General features: G+C 69.2%; 18 protein-coding genes. 14 read left to right on the plus strand and 4 right to left on the minus strand.

What is annotated here, in order from left to right; translation table 11 throughout:
• Positions 1-213: 213 nt before the first annotated feature.
• From ACWPXE_RS24470 to ACWPXE_RS24510, 9 genes are all read left to right on the plus strand, one after another.
• Positions 214-1,419 (plus strand): ABC transporter substrate-binding protein, encoded by a 1,206-nt coding sequence (locus ACWPXE_RS24470; protein WP_454019909.1) that lies wholly within the window; start codon positions 214-216, stop codon positions 1,417-1,419.
• Between the two features lie 91 nt (positions 1,420-1,510).
• Positions 1,511-2,371, plus strand: coding sequence for a branched-chain amino acid ABC transporter permease (locus ACWPXE_RS24475; RefSeq protein WP_454019910.1), 861 nt, complete (start codon positions 1,511-1,513; stop codon positions 2,369-2,371).
• Complete coding sequence (locus tag ACWPXE_RS24480) at positions 2,368-3,378, plus strand: branched-chain amino acid ABC transporter permease (protein ID WP_454019911.1); 1,011 nt, start codon at positions 2,368-2,370, stop codon at positions 3,376-3,378. The genes ACWPXE_RS24475 and ACWPXE_RS24480 overlap by 4 nt, the downstream gene beginning before the upstream one ends.
• Positions 3,375-4,130: an ABC transporter ATP-binding protein gene (locus tag ACWPXE_RS24485; protein WP_454019912.1), complete on the plus strand. Its 756-nt coding sequence runs from the start codon at positions 3,375-3,377 to the stop codon at positions 4,128-4,130. The genes ACWPXE_RS24480 and ACWPXE_RS24485 overlap by 4 nt, the downstream gene beginning before the upstream one ends.
• A gap of 1 nt (position 4,131) precedes the next feature.
• A complete protein-coding gene (locus ACWPXE_RS24490; protein WP_454019913.1) occupies positions 4,132-4,875 on the plus strand; it encodes an ABC transporter ATP-binding protein in 744 nt (247 codons plus the stop codon).
• A 52-nt stretch (positions 4,876-4,927) separates the two neighbouring features.
• A complete protein-coding gene (locus ACWPXE_RS24495) occupies positions 4,928-6,028 on the plus strand; it encodes a mandelate racemase/muconate lactonizing enzyme family protein (RefSeq protein WP_454019914.1) in 1,101 nt (366 codons plus the stop codon).
• Positions 6,029-6,095: 67 nt separating this feature from the next.
• Positions 6,096-7,151: an acyl-CoA dehydrogenase family protein gene (locus ACWPXE_RS24500; RefSeq protein ID WP_454019915.1), complete on the plus strand. Its 1,056-nt coding sequence runs from the start codon at positions 6,096-6,098 to the stop codon at positions 7,149-7,151.
• Positions 7,152-7,216: 65 nt separating this feature from the next.
• A complete protein-coding gene (locus ACWPXE_RS24505; RefSeq protein ID WP_454019916.1) occupies positions 7,217-8,359 on the plus strand; it encodes an acyl-CoA dehydrogenase family protein in 1,143 nt (380 codons plus the stop codon).
• Between the two features lie 51 nt (positions 8,360-8,410).
• On the plus strand, positions 8,411-9,211 hold the full coding sequence (locus tag ACWPXE_RS24510; protein ID WP_454019917.1) for a crotonase/enoyl-CoA hydratase family protein: 801 nt from the start codon (positions 8,411-8,413) through the stop codon (positions 9,209-9,211).
• 35 nt (positions 9,212-9,246) lie between these two features.
• Here the strand turns inward: ACWPXE_RS24510 and ACWPXE_RS24515 are convergent, their stop codons facing one another.
• The 4 genes from ACWPXE_RS24515 to ACWPXE_RS24530 form a co-directional block, all read right to left on the minus strand.
• Positions 9,247-10,368: an ABC transporter permease gene (locus ACWPXE_RS24515; protein WP_454019918.1), complete on the minus strand. Its 1,122-nt coding sequence runs from the start codon at positions 10,366-10,368 to the stop codon at positions 9,247-9,249.
• Positions 10,369-10,371: 3 nt separating this feature from the next.
• Positions 10,372-13,122, minus strand: a complete 2,751-nt coding sequence (gene rbbA, locus ACWPXE_RS24520) for a ribosome-associated ATPase/putative transporter RbbA (RefSeq protein ID WP_454019919.1) — start codon at positions 13,120-13,122, stop codon at positions 10,372-10,374.
• A complete protein-coding gene (locus tag ACWPXE_RS24525) occupies positions 13,119-14,189 on the minus strand; it encodes an HlyD family secretion protein (RefSeq protein WP_454019920.1) in 1,071 nt (356 codons plus the stop codon). The genes rbbA and ACWPXE_RS24525 overlap by 4 nt, the downstream gene beginning before the upstream one ends.
• Before the next feature lie 132 nt (positions 14,190-14,321).
• Positions 14,322-15,500, minus strand: coding sequence for an ROK family protein (locus ACWPXE_RS24530; protein ID WP_454019921.1), 1,179 nt, complete (start codon positions 15,498-15,500; stop codon positions 14,322-14,324).
• A 189-nt stretch (positions 15,501-15,689) separates the two neighbouring features.
• Between ACWPXE_RS24530 and ACWPXE_RS24535 the strand changes: the two genes are divergently transcribed.
• From ACWPXE_RS24535 to ACWPXE_RS24555, 5 genes are read left to right on the plus strand one after another with little or no spacing between them, the layout of a single operon-like run.
• Positions 15,690-17,237 carry a sugar ABC transporter ATP-binding protein gene (locus ACWPXE_RS24535; protein ID WP_454019922.1) on the plus strand — a complete coding sequence of 516 codons (1,548 nt, stop codon included), beginning with the start codon at positions 15,690-15,692 and terminating at the stop codon, positions 17,235-17,237.
• Positions 17,215-18,219 (plus strand): ABC transporter permease, encoded by a 1,005-nt coding sequence (locus tag ACWPXE_RS24540; RefSeq protein WP_454019923.1) that lies wholly within the window; start codon positions 17,215-17,217, stop codon positions 18,217-18,219. The genes ACWPXE_RS24535 and ACWPXE_RS24540 overlap by 23 nt, the downstream gene beginning before the upstream one ends.
• A 27-nt stretch (positions 18,220-18,246) precedes the next feature.
• Positions 18,247-19,200 (plus strand): substrate-binding domain-containing protein, encoded by a 954-nt coding sequence (locus tag ACWPXE_RS24545; protein ID WP_454019924.1) that lies wholly within the window; start codon positions 18,247-18,249, stop codon positions 19,198-19,200.
• 37 nt (positions 19,201-19,237) lie between these two features.
• Complete coding sequence (locus ACWPXE_RS24550) at positions 19,238-20,293, plus strand: sugar phosphate isomerase/epimerase family protein (protein WP_454019925.1); 1,056 nt, start codon at positions 19,238-19,240, stop codon at positions 20,291-20,293.
• Positions 20,294-20,306: 13 nt separating this feature from the next.
• On the plus strand, positions 20,307-21,482 hold the full coding sequence (locus ACWPXE_RS24555) for a Gfo/Idh/MocA family protein (RefSeq protein ID WP_454019926.1): 1,176 nt from the start codon (positions 20,307-20,309) through the stop codon (positions 21,480-21,482).
• Positions 21,483-21,487 lie beyond the last annotated feature (5 nt).

The following is a 21,487-nucleotide window of genomic DNA, read 5'->3' on the forward strand; positions in this document are numbered from 1 at the left end:
TGGGCCGTGCCGTAATGCGATCTGGAAGGCCGGACTCCCAGCAGCGCGTTGCGTCTCCGGCGAACTGTCTCTTCATGCCCGCGTGGCGAGTCGGGTGCCTGAATGAGCGCATTCATCGACATAATTTTAGCGCCGGATGAAAAACATCTTGCGAAATAATGTTCGTTTCGATGATGATCAGCGAAAAGCACGATACACAAAACGGGAGGAACCATGAGCACGCACCGGAATCCCATCCGTATCCATCTTGGCCGTTCGGGGCTGGGCGCCGGCCTCGCCTTGGCGCTCGGCCTGCTTGCCGGCACAGCCAGCGCCGACTCCTCGCCGATCAAGATCGGCTGGCTGTCCTCGTTGACCGGTCCGCTGTCGTCGGCGGCCATCGCCGAGAACCAGGGCGTCCAGTTCGCCGTCAACGAGATCAACAAGGCCGGCGGGATCAACGGCCGGAAGATCGAGCTGATCACCCGCGACACCGCGGGCGACCCGACCAAGGCGGTGAATTTCGCACAGCAGCTCGTGCTCAGCGAGAAGGTCGACTTCGTCATCGGTCCGGTGAACTCCGGCGAATCGCTGGCGACCGTCCCGATCCTCGCCCGCGCCGGCGTGCCCAACATCATCATCGGCACGGTCGACGAGCTGACCGACCCGCAGAAGTACCCGCGCGCCTTCCGTGCCATCGCCACCAACGAGCAGTGGATCAGCAGCGCCAACACCTACGCCATCAAGACCCTGAAGCGGAGCAAGGTGGCGATCATCGGCGACACCACCGGTTACGGCACGTCGAGCGCCAAGAAGGCGGAGGCCCTGCTGGCGGACGCCGGGATCAAGCCGGTCTACAGCGTGCTGATCGACGCCAACAAGACGGACCTGACCGACGAGATGACCAAGGCGCGCGCCGCCGGTGCCGACGTGGTCATGCCCTGGTCGGCGGCCACCGGTCTGCTGGCGCGGGTCCTGAACGCGCGGGGCAACATGCAGTGGGACGTTCCCGTCGTCGGCCATCCGGCCATCATGGGCCTGCCGATCAAGGATCTGCTGAACAAGCCCGACTATTGGGAAAAGACCTACGCCGCCGGCTACGCCAGCACGACCTACGGCCCGGACGGCAAGCTGCCCGAGGCGACGAGCGCCCTGATGGAGAAGATGCGACCGGAGTTCGGCGGCACCATCAACTTCACCTTCTGGTGGGTCACGCTGGGCTACGACACCGTCAAGATCATCGAGCACGCCGTGAAGACCGCGGGCTCGACGGACAAGGCCGCGGTGCAGAAGGCGCTGGAGAACACCCAGGGGCTGAAGGGCAGCTACGCCGTCTACAGCTGGGGACCGAACCAGCGCAACGGATTCCCGGATGCCAGCATCGTGATCAACCGCGCCAATACCTTCAAGGACGGCAGCTTCGAGGCCGCCCCGCACTGATCCGGCGGCAGGGCTCTGGCAGCAGGGCCATGGCGCGACCCACCGTCGCGCCATCACGGATATCCACGGCAATTCACAAACGGATGGCAGGATGCTTACCGTTCTTGTGTCGGGGCTGGCGATCGGCGCGCTCTACGCGGCGACCGGCCTCGCCTACAACATCATGTTCTCGACCTCGAAGGTCCTGAGCGTGACGACCGGCCACATCTGCATGCTGGGCGGTGTCTTCGGTGCCTATTTCATGCTCGATTTCGGGCTTCCGGCGCCGGTGGCGCTGGTCGGCGCGGTGCTGGTCGGGGCGGGCTTCGGCCTGCTGACCGAGGTCATCGCGATCCGCCGCGTTTTGGCCCGCTCCGACGAGCATCTGTGGCTGCTCAGCACGCTGGCGCTGGCGACCATGGTGCAGCAGGCGGTCGGCCTGTGGTGGGGCACCGAGCCGCGCCCCTTCCCGCGCCTGTTCGACCAGGACTTCACAGCGGGCGTCCTTGACCAGAAATACTGGCTGCCCATCGCCGCGGTGGTCGCGATGGCGCTCGGCCTCGAATTCTTCTACCGGCGGACGATGTACGGCAAGGTGTTCCAGGCCGTGTCGGAGGATGCCTTTGCCGCCCGCGCCCGCGGCATCGCCACCGACCGCACCCGCGCCCTGTCCTTCGCCATCGCCGGCGCACTCGGCGGCTTGGCCGGCTTCGCGGCAGGCCAGCTGACCTTCGCCTTCTTCGCGCTGGGCCTCACCCTGACCCTGTACGGCTTCATCGCCCTGGCGGTGGGCGGGTTGGGCAGCAACGTCGGCGCCCTGGTCGGCGGCGTCGCGCTCGGCCTGTTCCAGACGGTGGCCACCTACCTGTTCGGCGGCGAGTACCAGCAGACCATCGCGGTCGGCCTGCTGATGGTCGTGCTTCTCGTCAAACCCGAAGGTCTCTTCGGCTCCAAGAAGGTGCGCCCGGTATGACGGCATCCCCCCTTCCGCGTGTCGGCGCGCTCGCCATCGGCGTCATTGCGGCGGCAACCCTGCCCCTGTGGGTCGGCGACTTCTACCAGCTCCACCTCGCCGCGCTGATCGGCGTCTACTGGGTGCTGATCGCCGGGCTCAACCTTGTCGTCGGCTACACCGGCCAGCTGTCCATCGGCCATGTCGGGCTGCTGTCCATCGGCTCCTACACCTTCGCCATCGTGGTCGGGCGCTACGGGGTCGATCCGCTGCTGACGCTGGCGCTGGCCGGCGCGCTGGGCGGGCTGTGCGGCTTCCTGCTGAGCCTGCCGTCGCTGCGCCTTCCCGGCTTCTACTTCGCCATGGCGACCATGGCCTTCGCGCTGATCATGGCGGAGCTGTCGCTGGCCCAGGGCGACCTGACGGGCGGCGGCGCCGGCCTGCCGGTCCCGGCCTTCAACGCACCCTTCGACACGCCGCCGGGCTTCTACTGGCTGGTCCTGCTGGTCGCCGGGCTGATCACCTGGATGACCTGGAACGTCGCCCGGCTGATGTGGGGCCGGGGGCTGATCGCGCTGCGCGACAGCGAGGTCGCCGCCGCCGCCGTGGGCGTGCCGGTCTTCCGGCTGAAGCTGACGGTCTTCACCTTCAGCGGGGTCACCGCGGGGATCGGCGGCGCGCTGTTCGCCTCCTTGCAGAGCTACATCACCCCGGACACCTTCATCTTCGAACTCGGCCTGTTCTTCTTCGTCTGCATCATCATCGGCGGGCGCGGCAGCATCCTCGGCCCCTTCGTCGGCACGGTGGTCCTGACCGCCCTGCCGGAGATGGTGGCGCCGCTCGCCAAGCTGGGGAACTTCTTCTACGGGCTTCTGCTGCTGGCCGTGGTGCTGGTGGTGCCGGAGGGCATCGGCCACCTCATCAAGACGGTGATCGCCCGCTTCCAGAAAAAGCAGCCGGACTCCCAGGGCGTGCAGCCCGACATCGGGCGCCTGGTCACGGCCATCCAACGGGGGCACGCATCATGAGCACGCTGGTTGCCGACAATGTGAGCAAACGCTTCGGCGGCGTGACGGCGCTCAGCAACGTCTCGCTGGAACTGCGGGAGGGCGAGATCCATGGCCTGATCGGCCCGAACGGCAGCGGAAAGACGACCCTGCTCAACCTGCTGAGCGGCTTCTACCAGACCGACGAGGGCGACGTCCGGCTGGACGGCGAATCGCTCGCCCGTTCGCCGGTGCAGCGGCGCCCCCGCGTCGGGGTGGCCCGCACCTTCCAGAAGCCCCGCCTGCTGGGGAGCCTCAGCGTGCTGGACAACGCCATGCTGGGCGGCTGGTGCGACACGCGGGCGGGCTTCCTGGAGACCGCCCTGGCGCTGCCGCGGGCGCGGCGGGAGGAACGGGACTTGCGCGAACGGGCGGAGGAGCTGCTGCACGGCGTCGGCCTCGGCTACGCCATCCACCGCCGGGCGAGCCTGCTCGACCACGCCGAACAGCGGTTTCTGGAGATCGCGCGCGGCCTCGTCATGCGCGCCCGCTTCATCCTGCTCGACGAGCCGGCGGGCGGCCTGACCGAGACCGAGATCGAGCATCTCGCCGACATCCTCGCCGCGCTGCGCGACGCCGGGGTCGGCGTCCTGCTCGTGGAGCACCACACCGACTTCGTGTTCAGCGTCTGCGACCGTGTCACCACGCTGAACCTCGGGCGCATGATCAAGCACGCCACCCCGGCGGAAGTGCGCAGCGACCCCGAAGTCATCCGCGTCTATCTGGGAGCGTGAGATGCACATGGGCTCAGTCAACCGACCCAACCCGATCCTGCTCGACGTGGTCGACCTGCACGTCGCCTACGGCAAGGCCGAGGTCGTGCACGGCGCCTCCTTCCGCGTCCATCGCGGGGAGTTTGTCGTCCTGCTCGGCCGCAACGGCGCCGGGAAAAGCACGATGCTGCACGCGATCTCCGGCCTGATCCCCAAGAAGGGCGGGCGCGTCACCCTGGCCGGGGCGGAGATCGGGGCCGCCGCGCCGCGTGACATCGTGCGGTCCGGGGTCGTCCAGGTGCTGGAGGGGCACCGCGTGTTCGGCGGCCTGTCGGTGGAGGACAATCTCCTGCTCGGCACCTACGCGAAGGCGTCGCGCGGCGACCGCACCAAGCTCGACCGCATCTACGCCCTGTTCCCGGAGCTGGCCGAGCGCCGCCACCAGCAGGCGTCGCGCCTCAGCGGCGGGCAGCAGCAGATCCTGGCGGTGGGGCAGGGGGTGATCGGCGATCCGACGCTGCTGATCCTGGACGAGCCGTCCGGCGGTCTGGCGCCCATCGTCATCGACCGCATCCTCGACGTCGCGAGCGAACTCTGCAAGGCCGGCATGGCGATCCTGCTGGTCGAGCAGCTCGTCGAGAAGGCGCTGCGCCACGCCGACTACTGCTACCTCACGGAAACCGGGCGGATCGTCGGCTCCGGCACGCCGGCCGAGGTGCAGAGCAGCGACCTGTTGCAGCGCGTCTATCTGGGCGGCGCGCATTAGGCCGGGACGTGGTCCCCGTGCGCGGCAGTCCCCTTCCCATCGCGAGACGATCATGAACATCACGTCCATCGAGGCGATTCCGATCGCCATCCCCTACCAGCACAATGGCCCGGCCACCGGCTTCGGCGGCGCGGTGTGGACCACGGCCAACTACCTCATCGTCCGCGTCGAGACGGACGAGGGGCTGACCGGCTATGGCGAAGCCTTCGGCTACAACGTCATTCCCGTCACCAAGCTGTTCATCGAGCGCAATCTGGCGCCGCTCGTCGTCGGGCGCGACGCGACGGACATCGCCGGGCTGATGGAGGACCTGAAGAAGACGCTGCACATCTTCGGGCGCGGCGGCACGGTCCAGTACGCGCTGAGCGGGCTGGACATCGCCCTGTGGGACCTGGCCGGCAAGCGCGCCGGTGTGCCGGTGTGGAAGCTGGCTGGCGGCCATGCGCGCGGCGAGATCCCGGTCTATGCCAGCCTGATGCGGCTGAGCGAACCGGACCTCGTTGCCGCCTCCTGCGCCCAGGTGCTCGACCGCGGCTACCGTGAGATCAAGCTGCACGAGAAGACCGTGGAGACGGTCGCCGCCGCCCGCCGCACCGTCGGCGACGGGGTGGAGCTGATGCTGGACGTGAATTGCGCCTGGAGCCCCGGCGCGGCGATCGAGATGGCGCAGAAGCTGGCCCCGCACCGGCTGAAATGGCTGGAGGAGCCGGTCTGGCCACCGGAGGACCTGGATGGGCTGGTGCGGACGCGCCGCGCCGCCGCGGTCCCCATCGCGACCGGCGAGAACACGCCGAACGCCTGGGCCTTCAAGGCTCTGGCGGCCTGCGAGGGGATCGACTTCCTGCAACCCAGCGTCACCAAGGTCGGCGGCATCACGGAATTCCTGCGGGTCGGCGCCCTGGCCGAGCTGAACGGGCGGACGCTCGCCCCGCACTCGCCCTATTCCGGGCCGGGCTTCCTGGCGACCCTGCACATGGCGGCGGTCTTCGCCGGAATGGGGGCGATCGAGCGGCTCTACATCGATCTGGAGGCGCCGGTGTTCGGCGCGATCGGCCTGCCGCGGCCCGACGGCACCATCGCCATTCCCGACGGTCCCGGCCTTGGCGCCGATCCCGACCCGGAGGTCCTGCGCCGCTACCGGCTCGACCTGTGAGGTCGGCACGGCGCAAGCGGGCAGACGAGGGACCGCCCTCGGGAACCGGACATGGGGAGACACAGCGGTGAGTGATACCAGCCAGATCCTGGTCGACACGGCGACCAGACTGTTTGAGGAAACCTTTACCCCCCGGCAGCTCGCCCTGGCGGAAACCGGGCGGTGGCTCGGGACGGAGTGGCAGGCGGTCGAGGACATGGGATTGCCGCTGGCCCTGGTGCCGGAAGATGCCGGCGGCTTTGGCCTGCCGTTGGAGGAGGCGCTGAACCTGATCCGCCTCGCGGGGGCCTTCGCGGTGCCCTTGCCGCTGGCCGAAACTATGCTGGCGAACCGCATCCTGGCCAGTGCCGGGCTGAATCTTCCCGGCGGGCCGGTGACGCTGGCGCCGGTCCGACCAGACGACCGGTTGACCCTGGAGCGGCGGAGCGGCGGGTGGCTGCTCTCCGGGACGGCGCAGCGGGTGCCCTGGGGCCGCGCCGCCGCGATCATGGTCCTGGCCGAGCATGACGGGCAGACCTTGGTCGCCCTGGTCCCGGCGGGACAGGCGGAGGTCACGCCCGACGTCAATCTGGCGAACGAGCCCCGCGACACCCTGCGTTTCGCAATGGTGCTGCCGGCCGAGCGCGTTGCACCGTCGCCCGGCGTCGCGGCGGCGGACCTGCGCCGGCTGGGCGCCGCCCTGCGCAGCCTCGCCATGGCCGGGGCGCTGGGCCGCATCCTGGAGATGACCACCGCCTACGCCAACGAGCGCAGCCAATTCGGGCGGCCCATCGGCAAGTTCCAGGCGATCCAGCAGCATCTGGCGGTGCTCGCCGGGCAGGCCGCCGCCGCCCGCGCCGCCGGGGACATCGCGGCGGAGGCGGTGGCGCAGGGCGCCCCGGCGCTGCCCATCGCGGCGGCGAAGGTCCGGTGCGGCGAGGCCGCCGGGATCGCCGCGGCCATCGCCCATCAGGTCCACGGCGCCATGGGGTTCACCCACGAGCACAGCCTGCATTTCCTCACCAAGCGCCTGTGGTCCTGGCGCGATGAATTCGGCGGCGAGGGGGAGTGGAGCCGTCTGATCGGGCGAGAGGTGGCGCGGGCGGGGGCCGACGGTCTCTGGCCGCTCGTCACCGCCGCCTGATGACCATTCCCTGATCCCCTGGCCCTGATCCCAGGGCCCCGCCGCGCCGCCGAGGAAGCGAAGCCATGGATTTGATCGATTTTCCGCCCCCTCCCGCCCAAGACGTCGAGGCGTTGCGCGCCGAGGTGCGCGCCTTCCTGGCGGAGGAACTGGCGACCCGCCGTCCGCAGGATCGCGCCCGCTCCTGGAGCGGCTTCGACGCCGATTTCAGCCGCAAGGTCGGCGCGCGCGGCTGGATCGGCATGACCTGGCCCAAGCGCTACGGCGGGCACGAGCGCAGCGCCCTGGAGCGTTACGTCGTGCTGGAGGAGATGCTGGCCGCCGGTGCGCCGGTTGCCGCCCACTGGTTTGCTGACCGCCAGAGCGGTCCGCTGCTGCTGAAGGTCGGCAGCGAGGAGCAGCGGCGGACCCTTCTGCCCCGCATGGCCGCCGGGGAATGCTGTTTCTGCATCGGGATGAGCGAGCCGGATTCCGGCTCAGACCTCGCTGCGGTCCGGACGCGCGCCGTGCCGGTGGAGGGAGGCTTCGTCGTCAACGGCACCAAGCTGTGGACCACCTACGCCCACCACGCCCACTTCATGATCCTGTTCTGCCGCACCGGCGGCGCGGAGGAACGGCATGGCGGCACCAGCCAGTTCCTGGTCGACCTGAAGACGCCCGGCATCACCATTCGCCCGATTGCCGATCTGGCCGGGGAGCATCACTTCAACGAGGTGGTCTTCGAGGACGTCTTTCTGCCGTCCTCGGCCCTGCTCGGCCAGCTCGGAGACGGTTGGAACCAAGTGGTCGGCGAACTGGCCTTCGAGCGCAGCGGGCCGGAGCGGTTTCTGTCCTCCTTCACGCTGCTGGTCGAACTGGTCCGCGCGCTCGGCCCCGACCCGTCGGAGCAGGCGGCGGTGGCGGCGGGCCGCCTGACCGCCCACCTGCTCGTGCTGCGGCGCCTGTCGCGCTCGGTCGCCGGCATGCTGCAGAACGGCGAGAACCCGGCGTTGCAGGCCGCGCTGGTCAAGGATCTGGGCGCGATCTTCGAACAGGAGATCCCCGACATCGCCCGCCAACTGGTCGATGCGGAGCCGTCGCAGTGGTCCACGCGGGACTTCTCCGCGGTGCTGGCCCACACGATCCTGAACGTGCCCTCCTTCTCCCTGCGCGGCGGCACCCGCGAAATCCTGCGCGGCATCATCGCGCGCGGCCTGGGCCTGCGCTGAGCGGCGCGGCCGGACAAGACACATAATCGGACAAGACGAAAGGAACGCGCCGTGTCGACCCTCGTGCTCGAAGACAACGACGATGGAATCGTCACGCTCACCCTCAATCTTCCGGAGCAGCGCAACCCGATCTCCGATCCGGAGATGATCGACGCCCTGGTGGAGACGTTCAGCCGTCTCGATGCGGAGATGGGGACGCGCGTCATCATCCTCACCGGCGCCGGCGGGGCTTTCTCATCCGGCGGGAACCTGAAGAAGATGGGGGCAAGTGGCGGCCTGAACGACACGGTCGCCGCGCAGACGCGGCGCAACTACAAGCTGGGCATCCAGCGCATCCCGCTGCTTCTCGAAGCCATGGAGGTTCCGGTGATCGCGGCGGTGAACGGTCCGGCGATCGGGGCCGGCTGCGATCTCGCCTGCATGTGCGACCTCCGCATCGCCGGTGAGAGCGCGCGCTTCGCCGAGAGCTTCGTCAAGGTCGGCATCGTGCCCGGTGACGGCGGAGCGTGGCTGCTGCCGCGTGTCGTCGGCTTCTCCAAGGCGTGTGAAATGGCGTTGACCGGCGATGTCATCGACGCCGCCGAGGCGCTCGCCTGCGGTCTCGTCTCGCGAGTCGTTCCTGACGCGGACCTGCTGCCGCAGGCAAGGGCGCTGGCCGCGCGCATCGCCGTCAACCCGCCGCATGTGGTGCGCATGACCAAGCGTCTGCTGCGCGAAGGCCAGACGGTCAAGCTCGACACGCTGCTGGAGATGTCGGCGGCCATGCAGGCGCTGGCCCATGCGACCGAGGATCACAAGGAAGCGATCGCGGCTCTGCTGGGCAAGCGGCCTCCCCGCTTCATCGGCGCGTAAGCCGTTGGGGCCGGCGGCGGCTCATGATACCGGGCTCATGACATCTGGTTGATGGCCTTGCGGAAGCGCGCCAGCGACAGGCTGAACAGGGCCGCGCCGATCCCGATGAGCGCGAGGAACTGCGGCCAGACCACGTCGAGGCCGGCGCCGCGGTACAGGATGGCCTGGGCCAGCGTGACGAAGTGCGTCGTCGGCGCGGCGAGCATCACGTCCTGAACGAGGGCGGGCATGCTTTCGCGTGGCGTCATGCCTCCCGACAGCATCTGCAGCGGCACCATCACCAGGATCAGCAGCATGCCGAACTGCGGCATGCTGCGGGCCACCGTCCCCAGGAAGATGCCCATCGACGTGGTGGCGAACAGGTGCAGGGCGGCGCCGGCCAGGAACAGGGCGACGGAGCCGCCGATGGGAACCGCCAGCAGTCCCTGGACGACGAAGACCAGCGAGACGGCGCAGGCGACGAGCACGACCAGGGCCATCGACCAGATCTTGCCGACCATGATCTCGACGGGCGTGACCGGCATCACGAGCAGATGCTCGATGGTGCCGTGCTCGCGCTCCCGGATCAGGGCGGCGCCGGTCAGGATGATCGACAGCATCGTGACCTGGTTGATGACCTCGATCACCGACCCGAACCAGCCCTTGTTCATCTCGGGATTGAAGCGGACCCGCAGGGCGAGATCGACCGGAAGGGCCGGTTCCCCGCGGTAGCGTTGCACGAAGGCGTTGACCTCCCCGCTGACGATCTGCTGGACGTAGCCGCTCCCGGAAAAGGCCTGGGTCATCCGGGTCGCATCGACGTTGAGCTGGATCGCCGGCTGGCGCCCGGCGAGGACGTCCCGCTGGAAGTCCGGCGGAATGTCGAGCGCGAAGGTGTCGAGCCCGGCGTCCATGCGGGCGTCCATCTCGGCGGGGGTGATCAGGACCGGCGGCAGGAAGAAGGGCGGGTAGAAGGCGCCGACGATGCGGGCCGACAGGGGCGAGCGGTCCTCGTCGACGATGGCGATCGCCGCCTTGTTGAGCGTCTCCGGTATGGCGGTCGCCGCCGTGTAGATCGCCAGCGTGAAGGAATAGACGATGAGGACCAGAAGCATCGGGTCGCGGGCGAGGCTGCGCAGTTCCTTGATGCCGAGGTTCAGGACGTTGGATGCCTGCATCGCTCAGGTCTCCTGCTTCTTCAGCAGCAGCGCGCTCGCGCCGATCAGGACCGGCACGGCGATCAGCAGCGCGACGAAGGCGGCGTGCAGATCGCCGAAGCCCAGGGCCTTCGAGAAGACGCCCCGCGCGATGGTCAGAAAATGGGTGGTCGGATAGACCTCCCCGATGACGGCGGCGGCCCCCCCCAGGGACGAGACCGGATCGATCATGCCGGAATACTGGGTGGCCGGAATCAGCGTCGCGATGGCGGTGCCGAAGACGGCGGCGATCTGGCTGCGCATGAAGCTGGACATCAGGAGACCCATGGCGGTCGCCGAAAAGCTGTAAAGCAGGGCGCCGGTGGCGAGGGCCAGCGCGTTCCCGGTCAGCGGCACGCCGAAGGCGGTGACCGCCAGCGCCACCATCAGAAGGACGTTGAGCATCGCCAGCCCGACATAAGGCAGTTGCTTGCCGAGCAGGAACTCCAGCTTGGTGACCGGCGTGACGTAGAGGTTGATGATCGAGCCGAGTTCCTTCTCGCGCACGACGCTGAGCGCGGCCAGCATCGCCGGGATCAGCAGCAGCAGGATCGGGATGACCGCCGGGACGATGGCCTTCAGGCTCTCGACGTCCGGGTTGTAGCGAAAACGGGTCTCGATGGTGGCGAGGCTGGGCGTCTGGTTCCGCGAGGCCAGCCATTGGCTGTGCATGCCCTGCACGTATCCGTTGACCGTCTCGGCCCGCGTCGGCATGGCGCCGTCGATCCACGCCCCGATCTGGACCGGACGCCCGCGGGCGACGTCGCGGCCGAAGCCCGGCGGGATTTCCAGCGCCAGGGAGAGGTCGCCTGCCCGCATGCGCCGGTCGAGATCCTCGTAGTCGATGATCGGCGCCTGTTCGACGAAGTAGCGGGAACCCGCGAGGTTGAGCGTGTAGTCGCGGCTCGTCGTCGTCTGATCGCGGTCCAGGACCGCGAAGGAGAGGTCCTCGACATCCATGTTGATGCCGTAGCCCATGATGACCATCAGCAGAAGGCTGCCGACCAGGGCGAGCGTCGCCCGGATGGGATCGCGCCGCAGTTCCAGCGCCTCCAGACGCGAGTAGCTGAGCATGCGCCGCGGGTTGAAGAAGCGGCCTTCCGCGCGTTCGCCGGGAGGGTTGGCGGCGGGCGGGGGGACCTGTCGGCGATCGTCGGGCGCCGCCGCGTCGCCTCCCTGACGCTCCGCCACGGCCTCCTCCAGATAGCCGATGAAGGCCTCCTCAAGCGTCGCGGCGCTCCGCTTATCGACAAGCGCCGCCGGCGTGTCGCTGACCAGAACGCGACCGGCGTGCATCAGCGAGATACGGTCGCAGCGTTCGGCCTCGTTCATGAAATGGGTCGAGATGAAGATCGTCACCCGGTCCCGGCGCGCCAGTCCGATCATGATCTCCCAGAATGCGTCGCGCGCGATCGGGTCGACGCCCGACGTCGGCTCGTCCAGGATCAGCAGGGCGGGCTCATGGACCATCGCGACGGCGAGGGACAGGCGCTGGCGCTGGCCGAGCGGCAGCCGGTCCGGCAACGCCTCCATCGCGTCGGCGAGGCCGAAGCGCTCCGCCACCGCCGCGACCCGGTGGGGAAGGACGCTCTCGGGCACCTGGAACAGGCGGGCGTGCAATTCCAGGTTCTGCCGGATCGTCAGTTCCGAATAGAGCGAGAAGGCCTGGGACATGTAGCCGACGCGCCGCCGGGTCCCGATGTTGCGGGCGTCCACCGGCTGCCCGAACAGCCGGGCCTCGCCCTCGCTCGGCTGGAGCAGGCCGGTCAGCATCTTCATCGTCGTCGTCTTGCCGCAGCCGTTGGAGCCGAGAAAGCCGAAGATCTCGCCGCGCGGGATGCGGAAGCTGACGTGATCGACCGCCACGAAGTCGCCGAAGCGCATGGTCAGGCCCTTCGCCTCGATGGCGATGTCGCTCCCGTCCCCTGTGCGCGGCAAGATCGCGACGGACTTGTGCCCGCGGCGCTTCTCCTCGGGCATCAGCGCGACGAAGGCCTCCTCCAGCGTCGCGGTCCCGGTGCGCTCCAGCACCTCCCGCGGGCTGCCGGTGGCCAGCACGCGCCCCTCGTCCATGGCGACGAGCCAGTCGAAGCGCGCCGCCTCCTCCATGTAGGCGGTGGCCACCACCACGCTCATGCCGGGACGGTCCGCCCGGATGCGGTCGATCAGCTCCCAGAACTGCCGGCGCGAGAGCGGGTCGACGCCTGTGGTCGGCTCGTCGAGGATCAGCAGGTCCGGATCGTGGATCAGCGCGCAGCACAGGCCGAGCTTCTGCTTCATGCCGCCGGACAGCTTGCCGGCCGGCCGGTCGAGGAACGGCGCCAGACCGGTGCTTTGCGTCAGGTCGGCGATGCGCCTCCGGCGCTCGGCGCGGCCCTGGCCGAACAGCCGTCCGAAGAAATCGAGATTCTCGGCGATCGACAGCGTCGGGTAGAGGTTCTTGCCAAGGCCCTGCGGCATGTAGGCGATGCGGGGGCACACGGCGCGGCGGTGGCGAGCCTGGGCCATGCTGCCGTCCAGCACCTCGACCGTTCCCTCCTGCAAGGCGCGCGCCCCCGACATCAGCGACAGGAGGCTCGACTTGCCGACGCCGTCGGGGCCGATCAGACCGGTGACACGCCCCGCCGGGACGTCCAGGCTGACCCCGTCGATGGCCCGGACCTTTCCGTACACCAGACGGACGTCCCGCAGACGCGCGACGGGTGATGCGGCGGAGCGGTCGGCGGCACCGCTCATGGCACGAGGTTTTGCAGGTTGGCCGGCCATTCTGTGTCAGGATCGATCCGCACATAGGCCACCCCCGGCAGGCCGGTCTTCACGTCACGGATGTACTTCTTCAGCAACGGAGGAGGGATCTGGGCCTTGATCCGGAACATCAGCTTCTGGCGTTCGTTGGCCGTCTCCACGGTCTTCGGGGTGAATTGGGCGACGTCGGCCACGAAGGTGGCCTTGGCGGGGATGACGTATTGCGGGAAGGCGTCGAGGGCGATCCGCACCTCGGTCCCGATCCTCACCCGCCCGGCGGCCTCCGTCGGCAGGAAGAAGGTCATGTAGACGTCGCTGAGATCGACCATGTTCAGCACCCGGCCGCCGGCGCCGAGCACCTCGCCCGGCTGCGCCACCCGGAACTGCACCCGGCCGTCGCGCGGCGAGCGGAGGGTGCTGTCCCGGATGTCTGCCTGGATGCGTTCGATGGTGGCCGCGGCGGCGTCGACCGCCGCATGGGCGTTTACGACCTGGGCCTCGGCGGTGGCGATGGCGGCGTCGGCGGCGGCGACCTGGGCCTTGGCCGCGCTGACGGCGGCGTTCGCGCTTTCGAAGCGGGCGCGGTCGGTGTCGAGAACCTGCCGCGACGTCGTGCCCCGCGCCTCCAGCTCCTCGGATCGGGCGAGCTGCTTCTGGGCGACGTCCCGCTCGGCCTCGCGCTGGGCCACCAGGGACTGCGCCGCCTGCCGTTCGGCCTGTCGCTGGAGCACCTGATGGCGAGCGGTCTCGACACCGATGACCGCCTGCTGCTTCTGCGCCTCGGCCTGCTTGGCCTGGGCCTGGAGAACGTCGGTGTCCATCCGGGCGAGCACCTGCCCGGCGGTGACGAAGTCGCCCTCATCGACCAGGATGTCCTCGACCCGGCCGGCGGTTTTCGTGGCGATGTCGATTTCGACCGCCTCGATCCGGCCGTTGCCGCTGGCCAGACCGGCGGGCAGTCCTTTGGGCTGCACAAACAGCCACACCCCATACAGGATCACGACGACGGACAGCGCGGCTGCGGCTTTGAGCAGCCACCGGCTTGGCTTCCTCATCATCCACCAATCCATTCGCTTGCAGGCAACGCCTTCAAGGCGATCCAGCCTATCAGACCGTCGGCGCGGCGCCACCGGCTTTCTCAGCTTGAGGTGGAATGCTTTTTTGCCGCACCGGCGCGATCGCGCATGGTCTTACAGGATGGGTCCCGGCACCGAGAGGAAGCCATCCATGGCCAGCGCGATCCCCCCCATCGGCACGGCGTCCGGGCCGAGCGGCGAAACGAGAAGCCGCAGGTCGCGGCGCAGCGGTTCCAGCGCGTGCTCGTCGAGGGCGGCGTTCAGCGTCGGAAGAATGAACTCCGCGACGATCGACAGGTTGCCACCCAGCACCACCAGACCCGGATTCGTCAGGTTGACCAGATGCGACAGCGCGAACCCGAGGTGTGAACCTGCCTCTTCCAACAGGGTCCGCACCACCGGATCGCTGTCGCGCGCCGCGGCGGCGGCGGCCCAGAGGTCGGGCAGGGCACGGCCCCGCTCGCCGGCCTGGGCGAGGATCGAGGTTTCGGAGACGTAGGTTTCCAGGCAGCCCCGCTTGCCGCAGCCGCAGGGGCGGCCGCTCGGCACGACGGTCAAATGCCCGATCTCCCCGGCGAAGCCCTGCGCGCCGCGGTAGAGCCGCCCGCCGAGGAACAGCCCGCCGCCGACGCCCGAATGGCCGGTCAGATAGACGAAGTCCTCCACCCCCCGGCAGGCGCCGAACAGCCGCTCGGCCATGGCGGCGGCCTTGGTGTCGTTGTCGACATGGACCGGCGCGCCGAGCGCCTCCTCCAGCAGCGGGCGGATCGGCGTGTCGCGCCAGCCCAGGTTGGGCGCCAGAACGAGCCGGCCCTCGCGGTCCATCAGCGCCGGAATGCCGATGCCGATGCCGCGCAAGGGCGGCGTCGCGGCTCCGCCGTCCGGACGGCTCGCCGCGACGACCGCGTCGATCCCCTCGTGCAGGTGGCGCAGCGCCGTGGTGAGGTCGGTGCTGCCGGGGATCTGCGACTGCTCCACCACCGTGCCGGCCAGCGTGGTGGAGACGATGCGGATCGTTCCCGGCTCCAGCCGGGCGCCCACCAGCAGCCCGGCCGACGGCGCGATGCCGAGCGCAGTTTCCGGCCGGCCGATGCGGCGCGCTCGGGGCGCCTCGCTCCGCTCGACCAGCCCGTCCTCGATCATCTGCGCCACGATGGCCGAGGTCGTCGCCTTGTCCAGGCCGGTCAGCCGGCTGAGGTCGCGCTGCGCGCAGCTCGGATTCTCCCGCAGCGCGTGGAAGACGCGGACCATGTTGAGGCGGCGGATCGCGGCCGAGTTGACCCTTGGCAGCATGCGGATTCCTGTCTCGCGCGTCTGGCGGCAATCGTTGGGCGCCGGGCGGGGCATACACCGAAAAGGTGGGGAATGTCGCCCCGACATGGCTTGACGCGGGCTGATTCGAATCATACGCTACCATTTGTTAGACCGTCTATCTAATTCGCGGCCACACGAGAAGCCGCAATCCAGGGAGGGGGCGACCCCATGGCCGAGCCGCTTTTGGCAGCGTTCGGCGTCACGAAGAGCTTTGGGCCCGTCGAGGTCCTCCACGGGGTGGATTTCACCGTCCAGCGCGGTGAGGTGCACGCCCTGGTCGGCGAGAACGGGGCCGGCAAATCGACGCTGATGAAGATCCTGTCCGGCTTTCACCAGCCGACCTCGGGCGCCGTGCGCGTGGATGGGCGCCCGGTGAGCTTCTCCGGCATCGGCGCCGCCGAAGCGGCGGGCGTCGTGCTGATCCACCAGGAATTCAACCTCGCCGAACATCTGACGGTCGAGGAGAACATCTTTCTCGGGCGCGAGCTTCGGCGCGGCCCGTTCCTCGACAAGCGCGCCATGCGCGAGCGGTCCCGCGCCGTCCTGGCGGAGCTGGAATGCCCGGTGGACCCGCGCGCGCGGGTGCGGGACCTCGCCGTGTCGGAGCGGCAGATGGTCGAGATCGCCAAGGCGATGTCGCGCGAGGTCCGCGTCCTCATCATGGACGAGCCCACGGCGGTGCTGACCGGCACCGAGTCCGCCGTGCTGTTCGGGTTGATCCGCCGGCTGCGCGACCAGGGGGTGGGGATCGTCTACACCTCCCACAAGCTGGACGAGGTGCGGGCCATCACCGACCGGGTGACCGTGCTGCGCGACGGCCATCACATCGCCACCCGCCCGACCACCGAATTGACGGAGGATGGCATCGCCCAACTCATGGTCGGGCGGGCGATCAGCGACCTGTTCCCGGCAAAGACGCCGCCGGCGCCGGACGCGCCCGTGGTGCTGGAGGCTCGGGGGATCGACGTTCCCGGCTGGGTGCGGGGCGCCGGCTTCGACCTGCGCCGCGGCGAGATCCTGGGCTTCGCCGGGCTGATCGGCGCCGGGCGGACGGAGCTGGCCGAGGGGCTGCTCGGCCTGCGCCGCCGCACCGCCGGCACGCTGTCCCGCAACGGGGAGCCGCTGCGCGTCCGCCGCCTGGAGGACGCGGTGGCGGCCGGCATCGCCTACCTGACCGAGGACCGCAAGGGCAAGGGCCTGCTGCTCGCCAAGGGATTGCAGCCGAACCTGACGCTGCTGGCGCTCGACCGCTACGGCCGGGTCTTCGTGGACGAGCGGCGGGAGGCCGCGGCGCTGGAGCGCGCGGTGGGGGAGTTCGACATCCGCGTCCGGACGCTGGACGTGCCGGTCGGCAGCCTCAGCGGCGGCAACCAGCAGAAGCTGCTGCTCGCCAAGACCATGCAGGTCGATCCGGAGATCCTGATCGTCGACGAGCCGACGCGCGGCATCGACATCGGGACCAAGCAGCAGATTTACCAGTTCCTGCATGACTTCGCCCGCCGGGGCGGGTCGGTGATCCTCATCTCCTCGGAAATGCCCGAGATCATCGGGCTGTCGCACCGGGTGGTGGTCATGCGCTCCGGCGTGGTGACCGGCATCCTGGAGGGTGACGAGGTCGAGGAGGGCGAGATCGTCCGCTACGCCACCGGCCTGAAGGGCCGCGCATCACCCAGCACAGCACAAGGAGACGCGCATGACGCCGTCGGTCATGCCTGAGGCCGCGCGGAAGCCCTCCTCCGGCTTCGATCTGAAACTCTACGGGCCGTTCCTGGCGCTGGCCGCGCTGATCGTGCTGGGCACCATCGTTAACCCGGTGTTCCTCAGCCCGGGCAACATCGGCAACGTGCTGACCCGCACCGCCTTCATCGGCATCATCGCGGTCGGGGCCACCTTCGTCATCACCGCCGGCGGGATCGACCTGTCGGTCGGCTCGCTGGCCGCCTTCGCGTCGGGCGTCATGATCGTGGTGATGAACGCGCTGGTCGGCTCCATGGGGGCCGGGCTGCCGGTCATCCTGGTCGGCGTCCTGGTGGCGCTGGGGCTCGGGCTGGCGGCGGGGCTGGTCAACGGGCTTCTGGTGACCAAGGGCCGGATGGAGGCGTTCATCGTCACGCTGGGGACCATGGGCATCTTCCGATCCCTGGTCACCTACATCGCCGACGGCGGCACGCTGTCGCTGAACTCCGAGATCCGCACGATCTACCGGCCCGTCTATTACGGCGGGGTCTTCGGCATCTCCTACCCGATCCTGGCCTTCGCGGTGGTCGCGCTGATCGGCGCGCTGATCATGTACCGCACGCGCTTCGGCCGCTACTGCGCCGCCATTGGCTCCAGCGAGGACGTGGCGCGCTATTCGGCGATCAACGTGGACCGGGTCAAGCTGCTGGCCTTCGTGCTGCAGGGCATCTGCGTCGCCATCGCGGTGGTGATCTACGTGCCGCGGCTGGGCTCGGCCTCGGCCACCACGGGCCTGCTGTGGGAGCTGGAAGCCATTGCCGCCGTCATCATCGGCGGCACCATGCTGAAGGGCGGTTACGGCCGCATCTGGGGAACGGTGGTGGGCGCCGTCATGCTCACGCTGATCGACAACATCCTCAACCTGACCGGCGCCATCAGCGTGTACCTGAACGGCACCATCCAGGGAGTGATCATCATCGTCGCGGTGCTCCTGCAACGGGGGACCGTGGCGCGTCGCTGAAAAAACACGAAGAGGGAGGAATCGACCATGACGTTCCGTTTCGGTCTGGCCGCGGCGCTGGCCGCGGGCCTGATGGTGGCGCCGGTCGCCGGCTGGGCGCAGCAGAAGATCAAGATGGGCGTGTCCATTCCCGCCGCGACGCACGGCTGGGCCGGCGGCCTCAACTGGCACGCCCAGCAGGCCGAGAAGCGGCTGGAGAAGCAATACCCGAACCTCGACGTGGTGATCGTCACCGCCCGCGACGTCGGCCGTCAGGCCAACGACCTGGAGGATCTGGTCTCGGTGCAGCGGATCGACGCGCTGGTCATCCTGCCCTTCGAATCCGCGCCGATGACCGACCCCGTGCGCGCCGTCAAGCAGGCCGGCAAGTTCGTCACGGTCGTGGACCGCGGCCTGACCGACCCGTCCATCCAGGACCTCTACGTCGCCGGCAACAACCCGCAGATGGGCGAGGTCTCCGCCCGGTTCATGAAGGAGAGGATGGGCGGCAAGGGCGACATCGTGGTGCTGCGCGGCATCCCGACCGTGATCGACAACCAGCGCGTCGACGCCTTCATGAAGGAGATTGAGGGCACCCAGATCAAGGTGCTGGGCATGCAGTACGCCAACTGGAACCGCGATGACGGCTTCAAGGTGATGCAGGACTTCCTGTCCCGCTTCCCGAAGATCGACGCGGTGTGGGCGCAGGACGACGACATCGCGCTGGGCGTCATCGAGGCCGTCAAGCAGGCCGGCCGCGAGAAGGAGATGTTCATCCTCGGCGGCGCCGGCATGAAGGACATGATCAAGCGCGTCATGGACAAGGACGTGCTGGTTCCCGCCGACGTCCTCTACCCGCCCGCGATGATCGCCGAGGCCATGGAGATCACCGCCAAGCATCTGGTGGAGAAGGCGCCGATCCAGAAGGAATACATCATCGAGGCGACGCTGGTGACCCCGGAGAACGCCGCGAAATACTACTACCCGGACTCGCCGTTCTGATGTTCCGGCCCGAAGACGACCCGAAGGGAGGGGCATCATGAAGACGATCAAGGGGCCGGCGATCTTCCTCGCGCAGTTCGCCGGGGACGCGGCGCCGTTCGACAGCCTTCCGGCCATCGGCGCCTGGGCCGCCGGGCTGGGCTTCAAGGGCGTGCAGATCCCGTCCTGGGACGGCCGCCTGTTCGACCTCGCCCGGGCCGCGGAGAGCAAGGGCTACTGCGACGAGGTGAAGGGCGTGCTGGCCGAGGCCGGCGTGCAGATCACCGAACTGTCCACCCATCTCCAGGGGCAGCTCGTCGCCGTGCACCCGGCCTATGACGAGGCGTTCGACGGCTTCGCCGCACCGGAGGTGCGCGGCAACCCGAAGGCCCGCCAGGAATGGGCGGTCAACCAGCTGCTGATGGCCGCCAAGGCCTCGGCCAATTTGGGGCTGACGGCGCACGTCACCTTCTCCGGCGCGCTGGCCTGGCCCTACGTCTACCCCTGGCCGCAGCGCCCGGCGGGGCTGATCGAAACCGCCTTCGACGAGTTGGCGCGGCGCTGGCGGCCGATCCTCGACGCCTTCGACGCGGCGGGGGTGGACCTCTGCTACGAGATCCATCCCGGCGAGGACCTGTTCGACGGCGCCACCTTCGAGATGTTCCTGGAGCGCGTCGGCAACCACCCGCGCTGCAACATCCTCTACGACCCCAGCCACTTCGTGCTGCAGCAGCTCGACTATCTCGGCTACATCGACGTCTATCACGAGCGGATCAAGATGTTCCACGTCAAGGACGCGGAGTTCAACCCGTCCCCGCGCCAGGGCGTCTATTCCGGCTACCAGCCCTGGATCGGCCGGGCTGGGCGCTTCCGCTCGCTGGGCGACGGGCAGGTCGATTTCGGCGGCATCTTCTCCAAGCTGACCCAGTACGGCTTCGACGGCTGGGCGGTGCTGGAGTGGGAATGCGCCATGAAGCACCCCGAGCAGGGGGCCGCCGAAGGCGCACAGTTCATCGACGCGCACATCATCCGGGTGACCGAGCGGGCCTTCGACGATTTCGCCGGGGCCGGCACCGACGAGGCGGCCAACCGGCGCATGCTTGGCATCGGCTGAGCGGGAGGGAACCATGACCATCGAAGGGAAGACGGCCTCCGGGCCGAACCGCCGGCTGCGCCTGGGCATGGTCGGCGGCGGGCGGGGCGCCTTCATCGGGGCGGTGCACCGCATCGCCGCCCGCCTCGACGACCGGTACGAGCTGCGAGCCGGGGCGCTCTCCTCCGATCCGGAGCGCTGCCAAGCCAGCGGCGCCGACCTGTTCCTGCCGCCGGAGCGCTGCTACGCCAGCTTCGCGGAGATGGCACGGGCCGAGGCGGCGCGCGACGACGGCATCGACGTGGTCAGCATCGTCACGCCCAACCACCTGCACCACGACGCCGCCAAGGCGTTCCTGGAGGCGGGCATCCACGTCATCTGCGACAAGCCGCTGACCACCACGGTGGAGGACGCGGAGGATCTGGCGGCGGCGGTGGAGCGCAGTGGCCTCGTCTTCGCGCTGACCCACAACTACACCGGCTACCCGATGGTGCGGCAGGCCCGCGCCATGGTGGCGGCCGGCGATCTTGGCGCCCTCCGCGTCGTGCAGGTCGAATACCCGCAGGACTGGCTGAGCACCCGGCTGGAGGAGAGCGGGCAGAAGCAGGCGGAGTGGCGGACCGACCCGGCGCGCAGCGGCATCGCCGGCTGCGTCGGTGACATCGGCACCCACGCCTTCCAGCTGGCGGAGTTCGTCACCGGCCTGCGCTGCACGCGGGTCGCCGCCGATCTGACCGCCTTCGTGGAGGGGCGCCGGCTCGACGACAACGCGCACATGATGCTGCGCTTCGGCAACGGGGCGCGCGGCATGCTGTGGGCCAGCCAGGTGGCGCCCGGCCACGAGAACGGGCTGCGCCTGCGCGTCTACGGCGACAAGGGCGGGCTGGAGTGGTTCCAGGAGCAGCCGAACCACCTGCGCTTCAGCCCGCTCGGCGAGCCGCCGCGCACCATCACCCGCGGCGGCCCCGGATCGGATGGGGCGGCGGCGCACGCCACACGCATCCCCTCGGGCCATCCCGAAGGCTATCTGGAAGGCTTCGCCCAGATCTACCGCGACACCGCCGACCTGATCGTCGCCCGCATGGGCGGTGCCGCCGCCGGTGAACAGGCGGCCCTCGTCCCCACCGTCCGGGACGGCGTGCGCGGCGTGCGCTTCATCCACGCCGCCGTGGAATCGAGCCGCCGGGACGCCGCCTGGGTCGAGCTTTGAAAGGA

Source organism: Azospirillum sp. Marseille-Q6669, from assembly GCF_965111635.1.